This window comes from Actinomycetospora chlora (genome assembly GCF_039542135.1).
Classification (GTDB): Bacteria; Actinomycetota; Actinomycetes; order Mycobacteriales; family Pseudonocardiaceae; genus Actinomycetospora; species Actinomycetospora chlora.
The window spans coordinates 61377-81570 of sequence record NZ_BAABHO010000020.1 but is presented as its reverse complement, the minus strand read 5'-3'; the positions used below and the strand labels follow the sequence as shown (position 1 = coordinate 81570).

Below are 20194 nucleotides of genomic sequence, written 5' to 3'. Positions count from 1 at the left end.
GCCTACGCTCCCCCTCCGGAGTGCTCGCTGCCCGGGTCGTCGGCGTTGACCTCGTCCTTGCGGACCGGGGCGTCGGACCGGTGACCGCCCAGCTCGTCACCGGTGTAGTACTTCTTGAGCTCGTCGAGCTCGAAGAGGTCGAACAGGTCCGAGCGCATGGCCGGCTGGCCCTGGTGCTCCAGCCGGACCTCCCCGTCGCGCAGGGAGAGCACCAGCAGCTCCTGGCGCCAGTTCTCGTCCATCGTCGGGTAGTCGTCGCGGGTGTGGCCGCCGCGGCTCTCCTGCCGCTCGAGGGCCGCCATCGCGATGCACTCGCTGACCATGAGCATGTTGCGCAGGTCGAGCGCGAGGTGCCAGCCCGGGTTGTAGGCCCGGCGCCCGTCGACCGCCACCCGCGGGATGCGGTCGCGCAGCTCGTGGAGCTTCTTGAGCGCCAGCTCCATCTCGTCGGCCTTGCGGATGATGCCGACGAGGTCGTTCATCGTCTGCTGCAGTTCCTGGTGCACCGTGTAGGCGTTCTCGCCGCCCGAGTTGTGGATCGGGCGCTCGACGTCCTCGCGGGCCGACGTCACCGACGCGTCGGACACCGTCGGGACGGCCTCCCCGAGCCCGTCGAGGTACGCGGCCGCGCCCGCACCGGCCCGGCAGCCGAACACCAGCAGGTCGGACAGCGAGTTGCCGCCGAGGCGGTTGCTGCCGTGCATCCCGCCCGCGACCTCGCCGGCCGCGAACAGGCCCGGCACCGCCGACACCGCGGTGTCCGGGTCGACCTCGACGCCGCCCATCACGTAGTGGCAGGTCGGGCCGACCTCCATCGGGCCCGCCGTGATGTCGACGTCGGCCAGCTCCTTGAACTGGTGGTACATCGACGGCAGCCGGCGGGTGATCTCCGCGGCCGGCATGCGGCTGGAGACGTCGAGGTAGACGCCGCCGGCCGGGGAGCCGCGGCCCTCCTTGACCTCGTTGTTGATCGCGCGGGCGACCTCGTCGCGCGGCAGCAGCTCCGGCGGACGCCGGTTGTTGTCGGCGTCGGTGTACCAGCGGTCGCCCTCGTCCTCGCTGGTGGCGTACTGCTCGCGGAACACCTCGGGGATGTAGTTGAACATGAAGCGCTCGCCCTCGGAGTTCTTGAGGACGCCGCCGTCACCCCGCACCGACTCGGTGACGAGGATGCCCTTGACGCTGGGCGGCCAGACCATCCCGGTGGGGTGGAACTGGACGAACTCCATGTTCAGCAGCTTCGCCCCGGCCCGCAGGGCCAGCGCGTGGCCGTCGCCGGTGTACTCCCACGAGTTGCTCGTGACCTTGAACGACTTGCCGACCCCGCCCGTCGCGAGCACGACCGCCGCCGAGTGGAAGCAGACGAGCTCGCCGGTGGGGCGCCGGTAGCCGAACGCGCCGGCGATCCGGTCGCCGTCCTTGAGCAGCTCGGTGATCGTGTACTCGTGGAAGACCGCGAGGTCGGACTCGTAGTCGCCGGTGCGGGCGAAGTCCTCCTGCTGCAGCGAGACGATCTTCTGCTGCAGCGTGCGGATCAGCTCGAGGCCCGTGCGGTCACCGACGTGGGCCAGGCGCGGGAACTGGTGACCACCGAAGTTGCGCTGGCTGATCTTGCCCTCGGGCGTGCGGTCGAACAGCGCGCCGTAGGTCTCGAGCTCCCAGACGCGCTGCGGGGCCTCCTTGGCGTGGAGCTCGGCCATCCGCCAGTTGTTGAGGAACTTGCCCCCGCGCATGGTGTCGCGGAAGTGGACCTCCCAGTTGTCGTTCGGGTTCGCGTTGCCCATCGACGCCGCGATCCCGCCCTCGGCCATGACCGTGTGGGCCTTGCCGAACAGCGACTTGCAGATGATGGCGACGCGTTTCCCGCGCATCCGGGCCTCGATCGCGGCCCGCAGCCCCGCCCCGCCGGCCCCGATGACGAGGACGTCGTAGGTGTGGTGGGTGACCGGGGCCTCGCCGGTCTCGGGGGCGCCGGCCGCCTCGAAGGCGGTGGCGGTGCCGGGGTCGATCGCGGTGTCCTTCGCGGGGTCCGTCATCAGTTCACGATCCGCAGGTCGGAGATGGTGCCGCTCGCGACGAGCATGACGTAGAGGTCGGTGAGGATCAGCGTCCCGATCGTCAGCCAGGCGAACAGCATGTGGCGGGTGTTGAGCTTCGAGATCGTCGTCCAGACCCGGTAGCGCACCGGGTGCTTGGAGAAGTGCTTGAGCCGGCCGCCCGTGACGTGGCGGCAGGAGTGGCACGACAGCGTGTAGAGCCAGAGCCCGATCACGTTGATCAGCAGGATGAGCGTCCCGAGCCCGAGCCCGAACGACGTCCGGCCGGTGGCCGGGTCGGTGCTCTGGAACGCCAGCACCATGTCGTAGGTGTTCAGGATCGAGATCACGAACGCGACGTAGAAGAAGTACCGGTGCGCGTTCTGCAGGATCAGCGGGAACCGCGTCTCGCCGGTGTACTTGGTGTGCGGCTCGGCCACCGCGCAGGCCGGCGGCGACGACCAGAAGGCCCGGTAGTACGACTTCCGGTAGTAGTAGCACGTGAGGCGGAAGCCGAGCAGGAACGGCAGCGACACCAGCGCGTAGGGCAGGAACCACGGCATCTCGCCGAACCACTGACCCAGGTGGCTCGCCTCGGGGATGCACGAGGCGCTCACGCACGGCGAGTAGAACGGCGAGAGGTAGTGGTACTCGGAGACGTAGTACGCCGAGCCCCACAGCGAGCGGATCGTCGCGTAGACGACGAACGTCGCGAGCCCCAGCGCGTTCGCCAGCGGCGGCAGCCACCAGCGGTCGGTGCGCAGGGTGCGCTGTCGGATGTCGGGTCGTCCCGGCGCCGGCGGCCGGTACGTCCCGGAGTCGTGTGTGGTGGTCACGCTGCTCCGGTCCTCGTCGTCAGTGACGCGCGTGCGCCGGCGGGTCGCGTCGCCGGCCGGTCGCGAGGACCGGCGGCGGCAGGGCGGGAGACCCGCGGACGCCACGCTCTGTGGTGCGCCGCACACTACGACGCGTCAAACACCGATGTCGCCCGGGTCACCCCGCTGCCATGGCGTGACGATGGCCACTCCGGTGATCGTCCGGCCGTGGCCGGCCGTCATCCTCCCTGGTCAGCGGCCTCGTCGGCGGCACTGCGCAGGGCGTCGAGCGCCTCCTCGCGCGAGGGCCCGCCGGAGGGGTCGGGAGCGTCCCGCCCGGAGAGCGCCTCGCGGACCACGGCGTAGGCGACGCCCGCGTCGTAGCCCTTGCGGGCGAGCATCCCGACGAGACGCCGGGAGGCCACCGTGTCGTCGTGGCGGGCCAGCGACGGCAGGCGGCGCTCGACGAGCTCGCGGGCCCGGGCCCGCTCGTCGTCGCGCCCGATCTCGTCGATCGCCGTCGTGGCCGTCTCGCGATCGACGCCCTTGCGGTGCAGCTCGCCGGCGAGCGCCCGCTTGCCCAGGCCCTGGTGGCGGTGCCGCGACGACACCCACTGCTCGGCGAACGCGGCGTCGTCGACCAGGCCCACCGCGTCGAGGCGGTCGAGCACGCGGCCCGCGACGTCGTCCTCGACGCCCCGGCGCGCGAGCCCGTCGGCGAGCTCGGCCCGCGAACGGGCACGGGTGGTGAGGAGGTTGAGGCAGATGGTGCGCGCCACCGACTCGGGGTCGGCGGGTGGGTCGTCGGCGCCGTCGGTGTCCGGTGGCTCCGGCGCGCGCCCCCGCGGCGTCCGGCGCCGCCCGACCCCCTCGCGGGCACCCATCGGGCTCAGAAGTCGACCGGGGCCGGCGCGGGCGCCTCGGCGTCGAGCTTCGGCCCGATGCCCAGCTTCTCCTTGATGCGCTTCTCGATCTCGTCGGCCACGTCGGGGTTGTCCCGGAGGAACTTGCGGGCGTTCTCCTTGCCCTGCCCCAGCTGATCGCCCTCGTAGGTGTACCAGGCGCCCGACTTGCGGACGATCGCCTGCTCGACACCCATGTCGATCAGCGAGCCCTCCTTGGAGATGCCGGCGCCGTAGATCATGTCGAACTCGGCCTGCTTGAACGGCGGGGCCACCTTGTTCTTCACGACCTTGACCCGCGTGCGGTTGCCGACCGCGTCGGCGCCGTCCTTGAGCGTCTCGATGCGGCGGATGTCGAGCCGGACCGAGGCGTAGAACTTCAGCGCCTTGCCACCCGTGGTGGTCTCGGGCGAGCCGAACATGACCCCGACCTTCTCGCGCAGCTGGTTGATGAAGATCGCCGTGGTGCCGGAGGCGTGGAGCGCGCCGGTGATCTTGCGCAGCGCCTGGCTCATGAGCCGGGCCTGCAGGCCGACGTGGCTGTCGCCCATGTCGCCCTCGATCTCGGCGCGCGGCACGAGGGCGGCCACCGAGTCGACCACGATGATGTCCAGCGCGTTCGAGCGGATCAGCATGTCCATGATCTCGAGCGCCTGCTCGCCGGTGTCCGGCTGCGAGACCAGCAGCGCGTCGGTGTCGACGCCCAGGGCCTTCGCGTACTCCGGGTCGAGCGCGTGCTCGGCGTCGATGAACGCCGCGATGCCACCCTGGGCCTGGGCGTTGGCGACCGCGTGCAGCGTCACGGTCGTCTTGCCCGAGGACTCCGGGCCGTAGATCTCCACCACGCGCCCGCGGGGCAGCCCGCCGACGCCGAGCGCCACGTCGAGCGCGATCGAGCCGGTGGGGATGACGTTGACCGGCGCCCGGCCGTCGTCGCCCAGCCGCATGATCGAGCCCTTGCCGAACTGCTTGTCGATCTGGGCGAGCGCGAGCTCGAGCGCCTTGTCGCGATCCGGTGCCTGTGCCATGGGGATGTCACCTTGCTCGATGGTGGGGTGTCGGGGTCCGACTCTCGGACGTCGACGCTAGGCGGGAGGTCCGACACCGCGGTACGGGAGTCGGTCGCCCTGGGGACGGACGGAACGGTTGTGGACGGACGGTGGCGACGCCGGCGACGTCCCACGGCCGTACGGAGCAGGGTAGACGAACACGTGTTCGATCCGGGACCCCCGTCGGGTCCGGGCGTGTCGCGACGGAACCGGGCTCACCGGCGCTCGGCCGGCACCTCGAACTCGGCGCAGACCACCCGCCAGACGTCCCGCGGCTCGTCGCCGTCCTCGAGGGCCTGCTCCACGGTGCGCCCGCCGAGCGCGCCGAAGACGTGGTCGCGGGAGATCGACCCGGCCCGCACCGCCCCGAACTCGTCGTCCATGAGCTGCCGGAAGTGAGTCAGCCGCACGGCCCCCACGATAGGACCGGCAGGCCCGGGCCGGCCGGGCGGCCGGGGCCGTAGCCTCGGGGACGTGGACGGTGCGCTGGGCGCGGCCGGGGGCACGATCGGCACGGTCGTGGCCCTCATCAGCATGCTCGCGGCGCTGGTGGTGCTGCTGCGCTGGTGGTTCCAGAACCGCAAGAGGTGATCACCACCCCAGGAGCCCCGCCAGGCCCTTGCCCGTGAGGTAGATGCCGACCAGGCCGACCACGACCGCGATGAGCACCTTCGAGTTCCGCCGGCCCCACGCGTGCGCCCCCTGCACGGTCTCCAGCGTGCGGTCGGGGCGCGTCACGACGAGGAGCAGGGCGGCGAGCGGCACCGCGAAGCGGAGCAGGGTGTACGCGGCGACCTGCACGATCCCGTCGACCGCGCTCGGTTGGGTCTGGAGGATCGCGACGAGGGCGGCGAGGTAGTAGAGCCCCGGCAGGTTGGTGACGACCCCGGCGGCGGCCACCACCCGGGCCGTCGGGGGCCGCAGGCGCCGGTCGAGCGCCTCGGGCAGGACCGAGCTGCGCGTGCGGGGCTTCTCCGGGCGGCGGCGTCGCGGCTCCCGGCCCGCCAGCCGCAGCGCCGACCACACCATCGCGAGGACCCCGAGCACGAGGTCGACGATGAGCCGCCCGGTGGTCGCCTCGGTGGACGGCGCCCCGGTGTGCAGCCAGGTGACGACGACGATCCCGACGCCGAGGGTCACCGTGATCCCGGCGGCGAGGTAGGCGACGAGCAGCGGGCGGGGCCGTTCGGAGAGCAGGAGGGTGTAGACGATCGCGAGCTGCACGCCCCGCACCGCGCTGAGCAGGCCCAGGGCGAGGGCCTCGGGGCTCACCGCTCGTCCTCGGGCACCGGGCCCAGCCGCAGCGCGACGAGCGCGTCCCCGGCGAAGGCGGCGGTGAGCTCGCCGGCGGTGCCGCGGACGGTGACGCGCCAGGTCGCCTCGTCGCCGACCATCTCCTTGCGCGTGACGTCCCGGACGACCTCGCGCGCCAGGAACGCCGCCGCGTCGCCGGCGGGGCCGACGAACGGGGCGTCGACCTCGAGCGCCACGCCCTCGAGCAGCGGCCGGAGGGCGTCGGGACCGGTCTCCCAGGCCCGTTCGAACGCCCAGGCCGTGAGGAAGACGTCGGCCTGCGCGCGTCCCCGCCGCCGCAGGTCGCGCAGGAACGCCGGGTCGCGGTTGACCTTGGAGGCCGCGCCGAGCAGGCCCGACGCCGGGATGCGCGTGAGCTCGAGGACGCGGACGGCGACCTGGCGGTAGCCCGACTCCGGGACCAGCGTGCCCGCGGCGAGGAGCCGGTCGATCCGCTCGATCGACGCGAGCTCCTGGTAGAGCGACAGGTTGCCGGCGAGCTCGTTGCGACGGTCGGCGATGTCGAGGGTGGTGCGGGGCTCGTCGTCGCGCCGGGTCGGGTTGATCTGCACGACCCAGAGCTCGTCGGGGTCGTCGTCGAGCAGCGGGGCGACCGGCGGGTTCTGGGAGAACAGGCCGTCCCAGTAGGCGCCGCCGTCGAGGTGGACCGCCCGGAACAGCGTCGGGATCGCGGCCGACGCGAGCACGGTGTCGGCGGTGATCCGGTCGCGGCGGCTGTCGAACGCCCGGAACGCCCCGCTGCGCACGTCGACGGCACCGAGCACCAGCCGCGGGTGGCGGGCGTCGGTGTCGACGGTGATCGCGTCGAGGTCCACGTGGCGGGCCAGCAGCCGGCGGAACTCCGCGCGGCCGTCGAGCGGCGGCGGCACGAGGTAGGGGTTGAGCGGCGGGGCCAGGCCGAGGCTCTGCGCGACGCCCGCCCCGACGACGACGGCGTTGCCGACGCGCTCGAGCGGCCCGCTCGCGGCGTTGTCGTCCCAGAAGGAGCCGAGCGCGGCGGGGAGCCGGTCGAGCCGGCCGTCGCGCAGCGCCGTCCACGTCAGCAGCGCGTTGATCGCGCCGCCGGAGGTCCCGCTGACCGCCACGACCTCGTGGCCGTCGAACGCGGCGCGCTCGACCCACCGGGCCACCACGCCGGCCGTGAAGGCCGTGTGGCTGCCGCCGCCCTGGAAGGCGAGCGCGATCCGCATCGGGCCACGCTAGTGATCTGCGAGGACCACCGGGAAGCGTTCGCCGCGTCGTTGTCGGGGGTCGGGGGCACCCTGGTCTCCGTGCCCCCGTCCGATGGTCCGGCTCCGCTGCGCTCCGCGTCCGTGCTCGACCGCTTCTCCCCCGCGACGCGCGACTGGTTCACCGGCGCGTTCGAGGGGGCCACGCCGGCGCAGGCCGGCGCCTGGGAGGCGATCGCCGAGGGGCAGCACGCGCTGGTCGTGGCGCCCACCGGGTCGGGCAAGACGCTCGCGGCCTTCCTCTGGGCGCTCGACAAGCTGGCCACCACCCCGCCGCCCCAGGAGGCGACGCGCCGCTGCCGGGTCCTCTACGTCTCGCCGATGAAGGCCCTGACGATCGACGTCCAGCGCAACCTGCGCTCCCCGCTCGCCGGGCTGGGCCAGGCCGCCCAGCGCCTCGGCCTGCCGCGGCCGGACGTGACGGTCGGGTCGCGCACCGGCGACACCCCGGCCGACGAGCGCCGCAGCTTCAACCGCACGCCGCCGGACATCCTCGTCACCACGCCGGAGTCGCTCTTCCTGCTGCTCACCTCGGCGGCGCGCGAGTCGCTGCGCGGCATCGACACGGTGATCGTCGACGAGGTCCACGCCGTCCTCGCGTCGAAGCGCGGGGCCCACCTCGCGCTGAGCCTCGAGCGGCTCGACGCCCTGCTCGACGCGCCGGCCCAGCGCATCGGGCTCTCGGCGACGGTGCGGCCGATCGACGAGGTGTCGGCGTTCCTCGGCGGCGGGCGGCCGGTGCGCGTGGTCGCGCCCGGGACGGCGAAGACGGTGGCGGTCCGCGTCGAGGTCCCGGTCGAGGACATGTCGGCCCTCGACGGCGGCGACAACCAGAGCGGGCCGGGCGTCGAGGAGGAGGTCGAGGGCTCGGCGGCGGGCGCGGCGCAGCGCGCGTCGATCTGGCCCGCGGTGCAGGAGCGCGTGCTCGACCTCGTCGAGGCCCACCGCTCGACCATCGTGTTCGCCAACTCGCGCCGGCTCGCCGAGCGGCTCACCGCTCGGATCAACGAGCTGGCCACCGAGCGGGCCCACGCCGCGGCGGCCGAGCGCCCGCCGGTGGAGCTGGACGACGAGGCCGACGAGCTCGCCCCGGTGATCGGTCCGTTCCCGGCGGAGGCGGTCGGGCAGTCCGGGGTGGCCGAGCCGGCCGAGGTGATCGTCGCGCGGGCCCACCACGGGTCGATGAGCCGCACCCAGCGCACGCTGGTCGAGGAGGCGCTGAAGTCCGGGCAGCTGCCGTGCGTGGTGGCCACCTCGAGCCTCGAGCTCGGCATCGACATGGGCGCGGTCGACCTCGTGGTGCAGGTCGAGGCGCCGCCGTCGGTGGCCAGCGGGCTGCAGCGCGTCGGCCGCGCGGGCCACCAGGTGGGCGCCGTGTCCGAGGGCGTGGTGTTCCCGAAGTACCGGGGCGACCTCGTGTCCTGCGCCGTCGTCGCCGAGCGCATGGCGAACGGCGCCATCGAGGCGATGCACTACCCGCGGAACCCCCTCGACGTGCTCGCCCAGCACATCGTGGCCATGACGGCGATGGAGCCGTGGTCGCTCGACGACCTCACCGTGCTCGTGCGCCGCGCCGCGCCGTTCGCGGGCCTGCCGGACTCCGCGCTGGGGGCGGTGCTCGACATGCTCGCCGGGCGCTACCCCAGCGACGACTTCGGCGAGCTGCGGCCCCGCATCACGTGGGACCGCGTCACCGACCAGCTGGCCGGCCGCCCCGGCGCCCAGCGCCTCGCGGTCACCAGCGGCGGCACGATCCCGGACCGCGGGCTCTACACGGTGACGACCCCGGGGTCCGGGGAGAACGGCACCGGTGGCTCGCGGGTCGGCGAGCTCGACGAGGAGATGGTCTACGAGTCGCGCGTCGGCGACACGTTCCTGCTCGGCTCCACCAGCTGGCGGGTCCTCGACATCACCCGCGACCGGGTGATCGCGGAGCCCGCGCCGGGCGTCCCGGCGCGGATGCCGTTCTGGAAGGGCGACGCCCCCGGGCGTCCCCTCGAGCTGGGGCGGGCGCTCGGCGCCTTCGTCCGTGAGGTGGCGGCGGCCGACGACGAGGCCGCCACCGCCCGCGCCCGCGCGGCCGGGCTCGACGACTGGGCGACGGCCAACCTGCTGGCCTACCTGCGCGAGCAGAAGGAGGCGACGCGCCACGTCCCGAGCGACCGCTCGATCGTCGTCGAGCGCTTCCGCGACGAGCTGGGCGACTGGCGCCTGGTCGTGCACTCCCCCTTCGGCGCCCAGGTCAACGCGCCGTGGGCGCTGGCCATCGCCGCGCGGTTCCGCGAGACGCGGGGCCTGGAGGTGTCGGCGGCGAGTGCCGACGACGGCATCGTGCTGCGCCTGCCCGACGCCCTCGACGACGCGGGCGAGGAGATCATGCCCAGCGCCGAGGACGTCCTGCTCGACCCGGACGAGGTCGAGCAGCTGGTCACCGCGGAGGTGAGCAACTCGGCGCTGTTCGCCGCCCGCTTCCGCGAGTGCGCGGCCCGTTCGCTGCTGCTCCCCCGGCGCGACCCGACCCGGCGGACGCCGTTGTGGCAGCAGCGCCAGCGCGCGGCCCAGCTGCTCTCGGTCGCGAGCCGTTTCGAGCAGTTCCCGGTGGTGCTGGAGACGATGCGGGAGGTGCTGCAGGACGTCTACGACGTCCCCGGGCTCGCCGAGCTGATGCGCGACGTGCGGTCGCGGGCGGTGCAGGTGGTCGACGTGGCCACCACGAGCGCGTCACCGTTCGCCCGCACGCTGATGTTCGGCTACGTCGGGATGTTCCTCTACGAGCTCGACGCGCCGCTGGCCGAGCGCCGGGCCGCGGCGCTGTCGCTCGACTCGACGCTGCTCGCCGAGCTGCTCGGGTCGGAGGCCATCCGCGAGCTGCTCGACGCCGAGGTGCTCGCCGAGATCGAGGGCCAGCTGCAGCGCACCGACCCCGAGCGCCACGTGCGCGACGCCGAGGGCACCGCCGACCTGCTGCGCTTCGTCGGCGACCTCACCACCGCCGAGGCCGCGGCCCGCGGCGTGCGGGAGGAGTGGCTCACCGAGCTGGAGGGCGCGCGGCGTGCCATCCGCGTGCGCGTCGCGGGTGAGGAGCGCTGGATCGCGATCGAGGACGCCGGCCGGTTCCGCGACGCCCTGGGCGCCGGCCTGCCCGTCGGCGTGCCCGAGGCGTTCACCGAGCCGGTCGCCGACCCCCTCGGCGACCTCCTCGCCCGCTTCGCCCGCACCCGCGGCCCGTTCCCGCTCGCCGCGCCGGCCCACCGGTTCGGGCTCGGCACGGCGGTGGTGGGCGGTGTCGTCGACCGCCTCGTGTCGTCCGGGCGGCTGGTGCGCGGCGAGCTGCGCCCGGAGGGGTCGCCGCCGCTGCCCAGCGTGCCGGCCGACCTCGTCGGTACCGGGCCGGACGTCTGCGACGCCGAGGTGCTGCGGCGCCTGCGGCGCGGGTCGCTCGCGCGGCTGCGCGCGGAGGTCGAGCCCGTCGAGCCCGCGGCGCTGGGCCGGTTCCTGCCGTCGTGGCACGGCATCGGCGGCCGGGTCCGCCGGGCGCCCGGCCCGGACGACGTGCTCGGCGTGGTCGAGCAGCTCGCCGGTGCGCCGATCCCCGCCAGCGCGATGGAGAGCCTCGTGCTCCCCGCGCGCCTGCCGGGCTACTCCCCCGCGCTGCTCGACGAGCTGACCAGCGCCGGCGAGGTGACGTGGACCGGCTGCGGCACGCTCGCCGGCGGCGACGGGTGGCTGGCCGTCGCGCCGACCGACCTCGCCGAGCTCCTGCTGCCCGACCCCGAGACCGGACTCGCCGACACCCCGCTGCACCGGGCGCTCCTGGGGGCCCTCGAGGCGGGCGGGGCGCTGTTCTTCCGCCAGCTCACCGAGCGCGCGCACGCCGGGCTGCGGGAGGACGGGGAGACGGCGGGCTCCCTGCCCGACGACGCGACGGTCGTCGCCGCCCTGTGGGACCTCGTGTGGGCGGGCCTGGCCACCAACGACACGCTCGCCCCGGTCCGGGCCCTGGTCTCGGGCGGCGGGTCGCGCGGGTCCGGCGGCTCGCGGGGCGGGGCCCACCGGCAGCGGCGCGCCCCGGCCCGGGGCCGCTACGCCCGGCTCGGGCGGGCGCCGATGCCCTCGCGCACCGGCCCGCCGACGGCGGCCGGGAGCTGGTCGGCGGTGCCCGGCCGCGAGGCCGACCCGACGCGGCGGGCGCAGGCGCGCACCGAGGCGTTCCTCGAGCGCCACGGCGTGCTCACCCGCGGCGCGCTCGACTCCGAGCGCACCACCGGCGGCTTCGCCGGCATCTACCCGGTGCTGCGGGCGATGGAGGAGTCGGGGAGGGCCCGCCGCGGCTACGTCATCGAGGGGCTCGGCGCCGCCCAGTTCGCCGTCCCGGGCGCCATCGACCGGCTGCGCGCCGAGTCCCGCGACGAGGCGGGCTCCGGGCCGGGCTCGTCGCTCGTCCTCGCGGCCACCGACCCGGCGCAGCCGTGGGGGGCGGCGCTGGAGTGGCCGAAGACCGTCGGTAGCCAGGAGGGGGGCAGCAGTTCGCACCGGCCGGGGCGCAAGGCCGGCGCGCTGGTCGTCCTCACCGACGGCGAGCCCGCGATCTACGTCGAGCGCGGCGGCAAGTCGCTGCTGAGCTTCACCACCGACCACGACACCCTCGCCGCCGCGGCCTCCGCGCTGGCCACCGCGGTGCGCGAGGGCTGGCTGGGGAGCATCGCGGTGGAGAAGGCCGACGGGTCCGGCTCGCTCGACGGCGTGCTGGCCGAGGTGCTCACCGACGCCGGGTTCCGGCACAGCCCGAAGGGGCTGCGTCTGCGGGCCTGAGCCGCGCGCGGGCCCTGGGCGCGCGGTCCGGCGGCGACCACGGCAGGCTGGACGTCGCACCGCCCCGGCCGAGCAGCCGACCGACGAGGGAGAGCGATGGCGCTGGCGTGCCCGACGTGCGAGGAGTCCGCGGCCGAGTACCTCGGGATGGCCGACGACGGACGCAACATGATGCGCTGCACGGCCTGCGGCCACGAGTGGGTGCTGGGCGCCAAGCCGGTGTCGCCGCGCGCGGTCAGCCAGACGACGCGGTCGCGCAGCACGACGACCCGGACGGCGAGCCGCAGCTCGGCCGGCACCCGGACGGCGTCGCCGCGGACGACCGGTTCCGGTCCGGCCCCGCGAGCCGCGCGCGAGCGCCGGCCGGTCGAGGACGTCGAGACGGCGCGGCGCCGGTTCCCCACCGTCGACGCGGTATCCCGGGAGCGCCGGACCCGGGTGGAGCGGCTGCGCGGGGACTTCCTCGCCGAGGTCGAGCTGACCGACGACGAGGCCGGGCGCTACCGCGACGTCTACCGGCAGGCGTTCAGCGCCGAGTACCTCCCGATGACCACGCCGAACGCGCTCAAGGACTTCGCCACCAACAGCGTCGTGGCCCGGGCCGGCAACCTCAGCCGGTTCAACGAGGAGTGGCGGTCGCTCGGCAGCCAGCGCGCGGCCGAGGCGTTCCGCGGCGTCATCGAGCACCTCCTGCGCGGGGAGGACCCGCCGGCGCCCGAGGACCGGCTGACCGAGTTGATCACCTCCGAGGACCCGCCCGCCATGCCCGGGTTCCGCGAGTCGATGCTCACGCGCGTGCTGTGCGTCGCCGAGCCGGAGCGCTTCCTGCCCGTCCTCGTCTACACCAGCTCGTCGGACGGCAAGCGCGAGATCGCGCGCAAGGTCTTCGGGCTGGAGCTGCCGGCCCCGGAGGCCGGCTCCCAGACGATCGGGCGGCTCGCCTACTGGAGCAACGACCTGCTCGTCGAGCTCGTCGGGCACCTCTTCGGCGACCTCGAGCACGCCCGCCAGTTCCTCTGGTGGGCCAAGGACCACCCCGCCCTGCGCTGACGCCGGGCCGTCAGGACCCGAGCCAGCCGAGGCGGGTCGAGAGGTCCTCGGCCGCCGTGCGCAGGTCCGGGACGATCGCGCGGGCGCGCCGCCGCGGCAGCCGGTAGGCCGGCCCGGCGGCGCTCAGCGCGGCGACGACGTCGCCCCCGGCGCCCCACACCGGCACGGCGACGGCGTGGAGGCCGACCTCGAGCTCCTCGAACGAGCGGGCGTGCCCCTCGTCGACGACGCGGGCCAGCTCGGTGCGCAGCTCGGCCGCCTCGGTGATGGTGGCGTCGGTGAAGCGCGGCAACCGGCGGCGCAGGAAGGTCCGCCGCTCGGCCTCGCCCATGTACGCGAGCAGCACCTTGCCCGCCGAGGTCGCGTGCAGCGGGGTGCGGCGCCCCACCCAGTTCTGGGTCGTCACCGAGGCCGAGCCGAACTCCTGGGCGACGTTGATCGCCGCCTCGCCGTCGTGGATGGCGAGGTTGACCGTCTCGCCGACGACCTCGGCGAGCTGCTGGCACGTCGGCTGGCCCAGCCGCGCGATGTCCATGCGTCCGGTGGCCGACGCCGCGAGGCGCACCACGCCGAAGCCGAGCGCCACCCGGCCGCGGTCACCGAGCTGCTCGAGCATCCCGCGCCGGGCGAGCGCCGCGACGAGGCGGGAGGCCGTGGACTTGTGCACCCCGAGCTCCGCGGCCAGCTCCGTGATGCCGATCTCCCCGCGGGCCGCGACCACCTCGAGCGCCGTCACCGCGCGGTCCACCGACCGGACGAGCGAGGGCTCGGACCGCTCCCGGCCGGAGCCGTCGGAGCGGGCGTCGTCGCTCTCGGTGCGCGCCATCGCGGACCATCCTCTCCGAGCGGGCGGGGCCGACCGGGGGGCGGGTCCGGCGGGGTCGGGACGTCGCCGCCGCAGGGGTGCGGGCGTGGGGTCGTTTCGTGATCGGGACAAGGTTGCGGGTGACGCAACCCTACCCGTCTCAGCGCGTCTGCCGCTGCTCGCGGGACGGTACGCCGTTCGGCCCACCGAGATCGACCGCGTAGGTGCCGACGCCGACGGCGAGCGCGTCAAGCATCCGGTCGAGCGCCGGGCGGTCGATGTTGGCGACGGTGTCGCAGGCCTGGTGGTAGCACCGGTCGAACGGCGCGCCGGCCTGACCGCCCCACCGCGCGGCGTCCTCCGGGGTCTTGATCTCTTCGGCGCCCGTGAACAGCCCACCGGCGGGGATGCCGGCCTCGATGAACGCGCCGTAGTCCGACCGCCCGTCGAAGTCGGTGCCCTGCGGCGGCACGCCGGTCGCCTCCAGCGCGGCCCGCAGGGTGCGCTCGATGCCGTCGGACCCCCGCGGACCGGGCGGGGCGCCCACGCGGTCGGAGTCGTCGCCGTCGTAGACGAGGTAGGCCGGGTTGGGCGAGGCGAGCATGTCGGAGTTGAGCAGCACGGCGATGTCGCGGCGGGCCTCGGGCGTCAGGCCCCGGACGTAGGTCGTCGAGCCGATGAGGCCGGACTCCTCCGCGCCCCACCACGCGAAGCGCACCGCGTTGGTCACCGGCGGCGCGCTCCCGAGCCGCAGGGCGAGCTCGAGCTGGGCCGCCGAGCCGGACCCGTTGTCGTTGATGCCGGGTCCCTGGGGCACCGAGTCGAGGTGGGCACCGCTCATGACGACCTCGTCCGGGCGGCCCGTCGTGGTCTGGGCGATGACGTTGCGGGTGGTGATCGTGGCCGACCGCGTCGCGAGCACGAGCGTCGCCGGCGTGCCGGCCCGCGGCAGCAGGGCGTCGAAGTCGGGCTGGAGCAGCCCGCCGGTGGGCAGCCGGCCCTCGGCGACCGAGCCGAGCGTGCCCCCGAGCGGCCCGGGCACGTTGTTGCCGACCAGCACGGCCGCGGCACCGGCGTCGGCGGCGACCTGCTGCTTCTGCGTGAACGTGCACGTGCCGCGACGGACCAGCACGATCGCGCCGCGCACCGGCAGGTTCGCGTAGTCGGTCGCGTCGCACCCCGGCGAGGGGTCCGCCGGCCCGTCCGGGGCCGCCACCAGCGGTGCGCTGACCCCGCCCGGCGGCGTCGTCGGCGAGTAGGTCAGCGCCGTGACCGCCGGCCCCGGCGCACCGCCCACCGCGAGCGTCTGGGCGTCCGCGGCGAACGTGTCGAACGGGAAGCTCGGCGTCTCGACGGTGAACCCGGCCGCGCGCAGCGCGCCCGCGACGTACTCGACGCTCGCGTCGTAGCCGGGGCTGCCCGAGGCGCGGTTGCCGCCGTGGGCGTCGGCGATGCGCTGGAGCTCCTGCAGGTGCACGAACGCCCCGTCGCCGGTGACCTGCTCGGCCAGCCGCCGGGCGAGCCCGGGGTCGCCGGTGGGGGCGGCCGCGGGCGCGCTCGACGCGGTCGGGGCCGGCGCCCCGGCGCCCCCGCACGCCGTCGCGGCGAGGACAGCGCCGAGGACGAGGGCCGGTATCCCGCGGCGAGCCGTGATCACGATCACGAAGCGTAGAGGACTGCTCCGGACGCCCCGGCCCGAACCGCCCGGAGCGCGCACGCACGCCGAGAGCGACACGGACCACGTGTTGCCGGCCCGGTGCGCGGGCTACTGTTGGTTGCCGCAGACAACTACCTGAGGAGGGTGCGTGGCGGACACCGCGGCGACGGCGCCCCGTCCGGCCGTCGTGGTCACCGTGCTCTCGTCGGTGGGCCTCGTCGCGTCGCTGTGCATGACGCTGGTGGTGCCCCTGGTGCCGCGCCTGCCCCAGCTGCTCGGGACGTCGACGGCCACCGCCTCCTGGGTGATCACCGCGACGCTGCTCGCCGGCGCCGTCGCGACGCCGATCGCCGGACGCCTCGGCGACATGGTCGGCAAGCGCCGGGTGCTCGTCGCGACGCTCGGGCTGCTCGTTGCCGGCTCGGTGCTCTGCGCGGTGACGTCGGACCTGCTGCCGGTGCTCGTCGGCCGCGCGCTGCAGGGCGTCGCGGTGAGCGCGGTGCCGCTGGGCATCAGCCTGATGCGCGACACGCTCCCGCCCGAGCGCCTCGGCTCGGGCATCGCGCTGATGAGCGCGACGCTCGGCATCGGCGGCGGGCTGGGCCTCCCCCTCGCGGCGATCATCGTCGAGATCGCGGACTGGCACGCGCTGTTCTGGGTCGCCGGCGGTCTCGGCCTCGTCGGCCTGCTGCTCGTCGCGGCGGTCATCCCCGAGTCGGCGACGCGCTCGGGCGGCCGCTTCGACGCCGGCGGCGCCGTCGGCCTGTCGATCGGCCTCATCGGCCTGCTGCTCGCCGTCTCCAAGGGCGCCGAGTGGGGCTGGACCAGCGCGGCGACGCTCTCCTCGGCCGCCGTCGCCGTCGTCGCCCTCGTCGCCTGGGGCCTCTACGAGCTGCGCGTCCGCGACCCGCTCGTCGACCTGCGCCTCAACGCCCGCCGCGCGGTGCTGCTGCCGAACCTCATCTCGATCCCGGTCGGCGTCGCCATGTTCACGGGCATGGTCGTGTTCCCGCAGCTGCTCTCCGCGCCGCTCGCCTCCGGCCACGGCCTCGGGATGAGCCTGCTCGCCGCCGGACTGACCCTCGCCCCGAACGGCCTGGTGATGATGGCGATGTCGCCGGTCACCGCCCGCGTCTCGGCGGCCTTCGGCCCGCGGACGTCGCTGCGGCTCGGCCTCGTGATCATCGCCGTCGCCTACGGCGCGGGCACCGTGCTGCTCTCCGCGGCCTGGCAGGTCTCGGTCGTCATCGCCGTCATCGGCGCGGGCGTCGCCCTCGCCTACGGGGCGCTCCCGGCGCTGATCATGCGTGCGGTGCCCACCACCCGCACCGCCGCCGCCAACGGCCTCAACACCCTGATGCGCTCGATCGGGACGTCCAGCGCCTCGGCGCTCGCCGCCGTCGTGCTCTCGGCGTCCACGGTGCCGGTCGAGGGGACGCTCGTGCCGTCCCTCGGCGCGCTGCGCACCACGTTGATCATCGCCGCCGGCTGCGCCGTCCTCGCCCTGCTGGTCAGCCTCGCCGTGCCGTCGCTGCCCGAGCCGACCGAGGAGGTCGAGGAGTTCGGGCACGACGCGGAGCACGCGACGCAGGCCGGGGACGGCGAGCCCGCCCTCGTGCGCGGGGTCGTGCGGCACGACCACGGAGGGCCGGCCGCCGGCGCCCGGGTGACGCTCGTCGGCGTCGACGGCCGCCAGCTCGCGATCACCCACACCGACCCGGAGGGCGCCTTCGCCGCCGACGCGGGCACGCACCGCCCGGGGCTGCTCGTCGCCGGCCTCGCCGGCTCCCGCCCGGCCGCCGTCCACGTCGTCCCCGGGCAGGACCTCGCCCACCCGCTCGTGCTGCCCGCGGCCGACGAGCGCGAGACCGCCGTCGCCGGGGTCCCGGAGCCCACCCGCGCCCGGTGCTGATCGCGCGTTTGTGAGCGGCCCCGCCCGTGGCACTCTCCCGTCGGCCCCGACGACGAGAGCCCCGGAGGCGACGATGTCCACCGACGACACCCCGGTGGTGGCGGTCCGCCAGGCCCTCTCGGCGCTGCGCGCCGGCACCGTGACCCGGCCCCTCGACCGCGAGGACCTCGGCCTCCTCGGCACCGAGGCACGGGCGCTGGTCGAGCAGCTCGTCGACGTGCTGCAGAGCGTCGACCGCGCCACCACCGACCCGCGCGACCCGCACACCCACGACCTCGCCACCCTGCGCGAACGCCTCTCCGGCGCGCTGCGGCCCAGCGGCGCCGACATCGGCGACCCCCGCGACGGCATCGGCGAGACCGCCACGACGGGCGGCGGACGCGCGGGCACGCCCGACGACTGAGCCGGGGAGACGTCGTGGTGGGACGATGGCGGGGTGCCCGAGGGTGACACCGTCTTCCTGGCCGGCCGGCGCCTGCACGACGCGCTGGCCGGGCAGGAGCTGACCCGCGGCGAGCTGCGCCACCCGCGCCTCGTCCAGCACGACCTCGCCGGGCGCACGGTGCTCGAGGTCGTCAGCGTCGGCAAGCACCTCTTCACGCGCTTCGACGACGCCACCAGCCTGCACAGCCACTTCCGCATGGACGGGTCGTGGCACCTCTACCGGCCCGGCCGGCCGTGGAAGGGACCGGACCACCAGGTCCGGGCGATCCTCGCGGTGCCCGAGCGCGTGGCCGTCGGGTTCCGGCTGCACGACCTCGACCTGCTGCCCACCGAGCGGGAGGACACCTGGGTCGGCCACCTCGGGCCCGACCTGCTCGGCGAGGGCTGGGGCCCGGACGACGCCGCCGAGGTCGAGCGCCGCCTGCGCGCCGACCCCGCCCGCGAGCTCGGCGCGGCCCTGCTCGACCAGCGCGTCGCCTGCGGGGTGGGCAACCTCTACAAGGCGGAGATCTGCTTCCTCGTCGGCGTCTCGCCGTGGACGCCGGTCCGGGACCTGTCCGACCAGCAGGTCCACGACGTCGTCGCCTGGGCCCACAAGCTGCTGTCCCGCAACGCCTGGCGCCCCGAGCAGTCGACCACCGGCGACCTCGGTGACGGCGCCCAGCACTGGGTGTTCGAGCGCGGCGGCCGCGGCTGCCGGCGCTGCCGCGACGTCGTGCAGAGCGCCGGCCAGGCAGAAACACAGCACGCCGATAGGGGATCCCCGGAGCGCGAGGACCGCATCGCCTACTTCTGCCCCACCTGCCAGCCCGGCCCGCACCCGCCGCTCCCGCCCCGGCGCCGGGGGCGCCGCCCGCAGCAGCAATCGGTCCCCCGTGCCCGCTACTAGGCGTGCATCCAGGCGCCCTTGACGATCTTGTCGACGGCGTTGCGCGGGCCGTGGACGGCGATGCCGACCAGGTCGAGGTCGTCGCGCGCCACCTTCGCGACGGCGGCCCGGTTGTCGGCGTCGTTGCCGGTCGCGAACAGGTCGGCGGTGAACACCGCGATGCGCAGCCCCCGCCCCAGGGCCCGGCCGTGCGCGGCGCGCAGGACCCCGGCGTCGGCCGCGAACACCATCACCGGCTGCCCCAGCATCGGGAGGTAGGTGGTGCCGTCGGCGTCGGCGTAGGGCTCGCCGACGAGCTCGGGCGTCGCGGCGGTGATGCCGCTGACGAGGAAGGCCGTGACGTTGAGGGACTGCCAGCCGGCGAGGTCGTCGCGCAGGACGACGGCGATCTTGGTCTCGAAGCTGCTGCTCACGCCGACCACGATCACCGCCCGCCCGCCGGCGGGTCTTGTACGTTCTTGACGTGGGAGTCGATGGTCCAGCTCCGCTCCGCTCCGTGTCCGAGGAGGTGCGCGCGTGGCGGCCGGCGGTCCCCGGCATCACCGAGGTCTTCCACGCCCGCTTCGTCGAGCACGCCTACCCGTCGCACACCCACGACGCGTGGACGCTCCTGCTCGTCGACGACGGCGCGGTGCGCTACGACCTCGACCGCCAGGAGCACGGGGCCCTGCCGTCGTCGGTGACGCTGCTGCCGCCCCACGTGGCGCACGACGGGCGCTCGGCGCGGCCCGGCGGCTTCCGCAAGCGCGTGGTCTACCTCGACGACGCCGCCCTCGCGGGCCCGTCGCTCGTCGGCCGCGCCGTCGACCACCCGGCGTTCGACGACCCCCTGCTGCGCCACCGGGTCGACCAGCTCCACCGCGCGCTCGACCACCCCGGGGAGGAGCTGGCCGCGCAGTCCCGCCTCGCGTTCATCACCGAGCGCCTCGCCGCCCACCTCGGGCAGGAGCACGGCGCGGCCCGGCACGACCCCGGTCTCGCGCACCGGCTGCGCGACCTCCTCGACGCGCGCCTGCCCGCCGCCCTGACGCTGGACGAGGCCGCGGGCCGGCTGCACGCGCACCCGACGCACCTCGTGCGCGCGTTCACCACGGAGTTCGGGCTCCCGCCCCACCGCTACCTGACGGGGCGGCGCATCGACCTGGCCCGCCGCCTCGTGCTCGGCGGCATGGCCCCGGCCGCGGTGGCGACGGCCGCGGGCTTCCACGACCAGGCGCACCTGACGCGGCACTTCCGCCGCGTCACCGGCACCACCCCCGGGCGGTTCGCCCGGGGGTGAG

16 protein-coding genes are annotated in these 20194 nt (G+C 75.1%); 6 read left to right on the top strand and 10 right to left on the bottom strand.

Going from position 1 to position 20194, the window contains the following annotated elements; translation table 11 throughout:
* Nucleotides 1–2: 2 nt before the first annotated feature.
* The 7 genes from ABD994_RS14400 to ABD994_RS14370 all read right to left on the bottom strand — a co-directional run bounded on the left by ABD994_RS14400 (nucleotide 3) and on the right by ABD994_RS14370 (nucleotide 7306).
* Complete coding sequence (locus ABD994_RS14400; RefSeq protein WP_345415677.1) at nucleotides 3–2036, bottom strand: fumarate reductase/succinate dehydrogenase flavoprotein subunit; 2034 nt, start codon at nucleotides 2034–2036, stop codon at nucleotides 3–5.
* Nucleotides 2036–2872 carry a hypothetical protein gene (locus ABD994_RS14395; RefSeq protein ID WP_345415673.1) on the bottom strand — a complete coding sequence of 279 codons (837 nt, stop codon included), beginning with the start codon at nucleotides 2870–2872 and terminating at the stop codon, nucleotides 2036–2038. The genes ABD994_RS14400 and ABD994_RS14395 overlap by 1 nt, the downstream gene beginning before the upstream one ends.
* A 218-nt stretch (nucleotides 2873–3090) precedes the next feature.
* Complete coding sequence (gene recX / locus ABD994_RS14390) at nucleotides 3091–3735, bottom strand: recombination regulator RecX (protein WP_345415669.1); 645 nt, start codon at nucleotides 3733–3735, stop codon at nucleotides 3091–3093.
* A 5-nt stretch (nucleotides 3736–3740) separates the two neighbouring features.
* The gene (recA, locus tag ABD994_RS14385; RefSeq protein ID WP_345415666.1) at nucleotides 3741–4781 is read right to left on the bottom strand and encodes a recombinase RecA; all 1041 of its coding nucleotides are present in this window, start codon (nucleotides 4779–4781) and stop codon (nucleotides 3741–3743) included.
* Nucleotides 4782–5017: 236 nt separating this feature from the next.
* Nucleotides 5018–5212: a DUF3046 domain-containing protein gene (locus tag ABD994_RS14380; protein ID WP_345415664.1), complete on the bottom strand. Its 195-nt coding sequence runs from the start codon at nucleotides 5210–5212 to the stop codon at nucleotides 5018–5020.
* Nucleotides 5213–5393: 181 nt separating this feature from the next.
* On the bottom strand, nucleotides 5394–6074 hold the full coding sequence (locus tag ABD994_RS14375; RefSeq protein ID WP_345415661.1) for a GAP family protein: 681 nt from the start codon (nucleotides 6072–6074) through the stop codon (nucleotides 5394–5396).
* Nucleotides 6071–7306 carry a patatin-like phospholipase family protein gene (locus ABD994_RS14370; protein ID WP_345415658.1) on the bottom strand — a complete coding sequence of 412 codons (1236 nt, stop codon included), beginning with the start codon at nucleotides 7304–7306 and terminating at the stop codon, nucleotides 6071–6073. Before ABD994_RS14370 ends, ABD994_RS14375 begins: the two co-directional genes overlap by 4 nt.
* 81 nt (nucleotides 7307–7387) lie before the next feature.
* Between ABD994_RS14370 and ABD994_RS14365 the strand changes: the two genes are divergently transcribed.
* Nucleotides 7388–12157, top strand: a complete 4770-nt coding sequence (locus ABD994_RS14365; RefSeq protein ID WP_345415655.1) for an ATP-dependent helicase — start codon at nucleotides 7388–7390, stop codon at nucleotides 12155–12157.
* 96 nt (nucleotides 12158–12253) lie between these two features.
* Nucleotides 12254–13207 (top strand): hypothetical protein, encoded by a 954-nt coding sequence (locus ABD994_RS14360; protein WP_345415652.1) that lies wholly within the window; start codon nucleotides 12254–12256, stop codon nucleotides 13205–13207.
* Nucleotides 13208–13217: 10 nt separating this feature from the next.
* On the opposite strand, the gene ABD994_RS14355 is transcribed toward ABD994_RS14360, so the two are convergent.
* Both ABD994_RS14355 and ABD994_RS14350 read right to left on the bottom strand, forming a co-directional pair.
* The gene (locus ABD994_RS14355) at nucleotides 13218–14033 is read right to left on the bottom strand and encodes an IclR family transcriptional regulator (RefSeq protein ID WP_345415649.1); all 816 of its coding nucleotides are present in this window, start codon (nucleotides 14031–14033) and stop codon (nucleotides 13218–13220) included.
* A gap of 139 nt (nucleotides 14034–14172) precedes the next feature.
* Nucleotides 14173–15669 (bottom strand): M28 family metallopeptidase, encoded by a 1497-nt coding sequence (locus ABD994_RS14350; protein ID WP_345415646.1) that lies wholly within the window; start codon nucleotides 15667–15669, stop codon nucleotides 14173–14175.
* A 148-nt stretch (nucleotides 15670–15817) separates the two neighbouring features.
* Here ABD994_RS14350 and ABD994_RS14345 point away from each other — a divergent pair, with 148 nt between their 5' ends.
* The 3 genes from ABD994_RS14345 to ABD994_RS14335 all read left to right on the top strand — a co-directional run bounded on the left by ABD994_RS14345 (nucleotide 15818) and on the right by ABD994_RS14335 (nucleotide 18914).
* Nucleotides 15818–17581 carry an MFS transporter gene (locus ABD994_RS14345; protein WP_345415643.1) on the top strand — a complete coding sequence of 588 codons (1764 nt, stop codon included), beginning with the start codon at nucleotides 15818–15820 and terminating at the stop codon, nucleotides 17579–17581.
* 73 nt (nucleotides 17582–17654) lie between these two features.
* On the top strand, nucleotides 17655–17984 hold the full coding sequence (locus ABD994_RS14340; RefSeq protein WP_345415640.1) for a hypothetical protein: 330 nt from the start codon (nucleotides 17655–17657) through the stop codon (nucleotides 17982–17984).
* A gap of 33 nt (nucleotides 17985–18017) precedes the next feature.
* Nucleotides 18018–18914: a DNA-formamidopyrimidine glycosylase family protein gene (locus ABD994_RS14335; protein ID WP_345415637.1), complete on the top strand. Its 897-nt coding sequence runs from the start codon at nucleotides 18018–18020 to the stop codon at nucleotides 18912–18914.
* On the opposite strand, the gene ABD994_RS14330 is transcribed toward ABD994_RS14335, so the two are convergent.
* A complete protein-coding gene (locus ABD994_RS14330) occupies nucleotides 18911–19327 on the bottom strand; it encodes a DUF2000 family protein (RefSeq protein ID WP_425550057.1) in 417 nt (138 codons plus the stop codon). The two genes, ABD994_RS14335 and ABD994_RS14330, sit on opposite strands and share 4 nt — an antisense overlap.
* An 83-nt stretch (nucleotides 19328–19410) precedes the next feature.
* Here ABD994_RS14330 and ABD994_RS14325 point away from each other — a divergent pair, with 83 nt between their 5' ends.
* Nucleotides 19411–20193, top strand: coding sequence for a helix-turn-helix transcriptional regulator (locus ABD994_RS14325; RefSeq protein ID WP_345415634.1), 783 nt, complete (start codon nucleotides 19411–19413; stop codon nucleotides 20191–20193).
* Nucleotide 20194 lies beyond the last annotated feature (1 nt).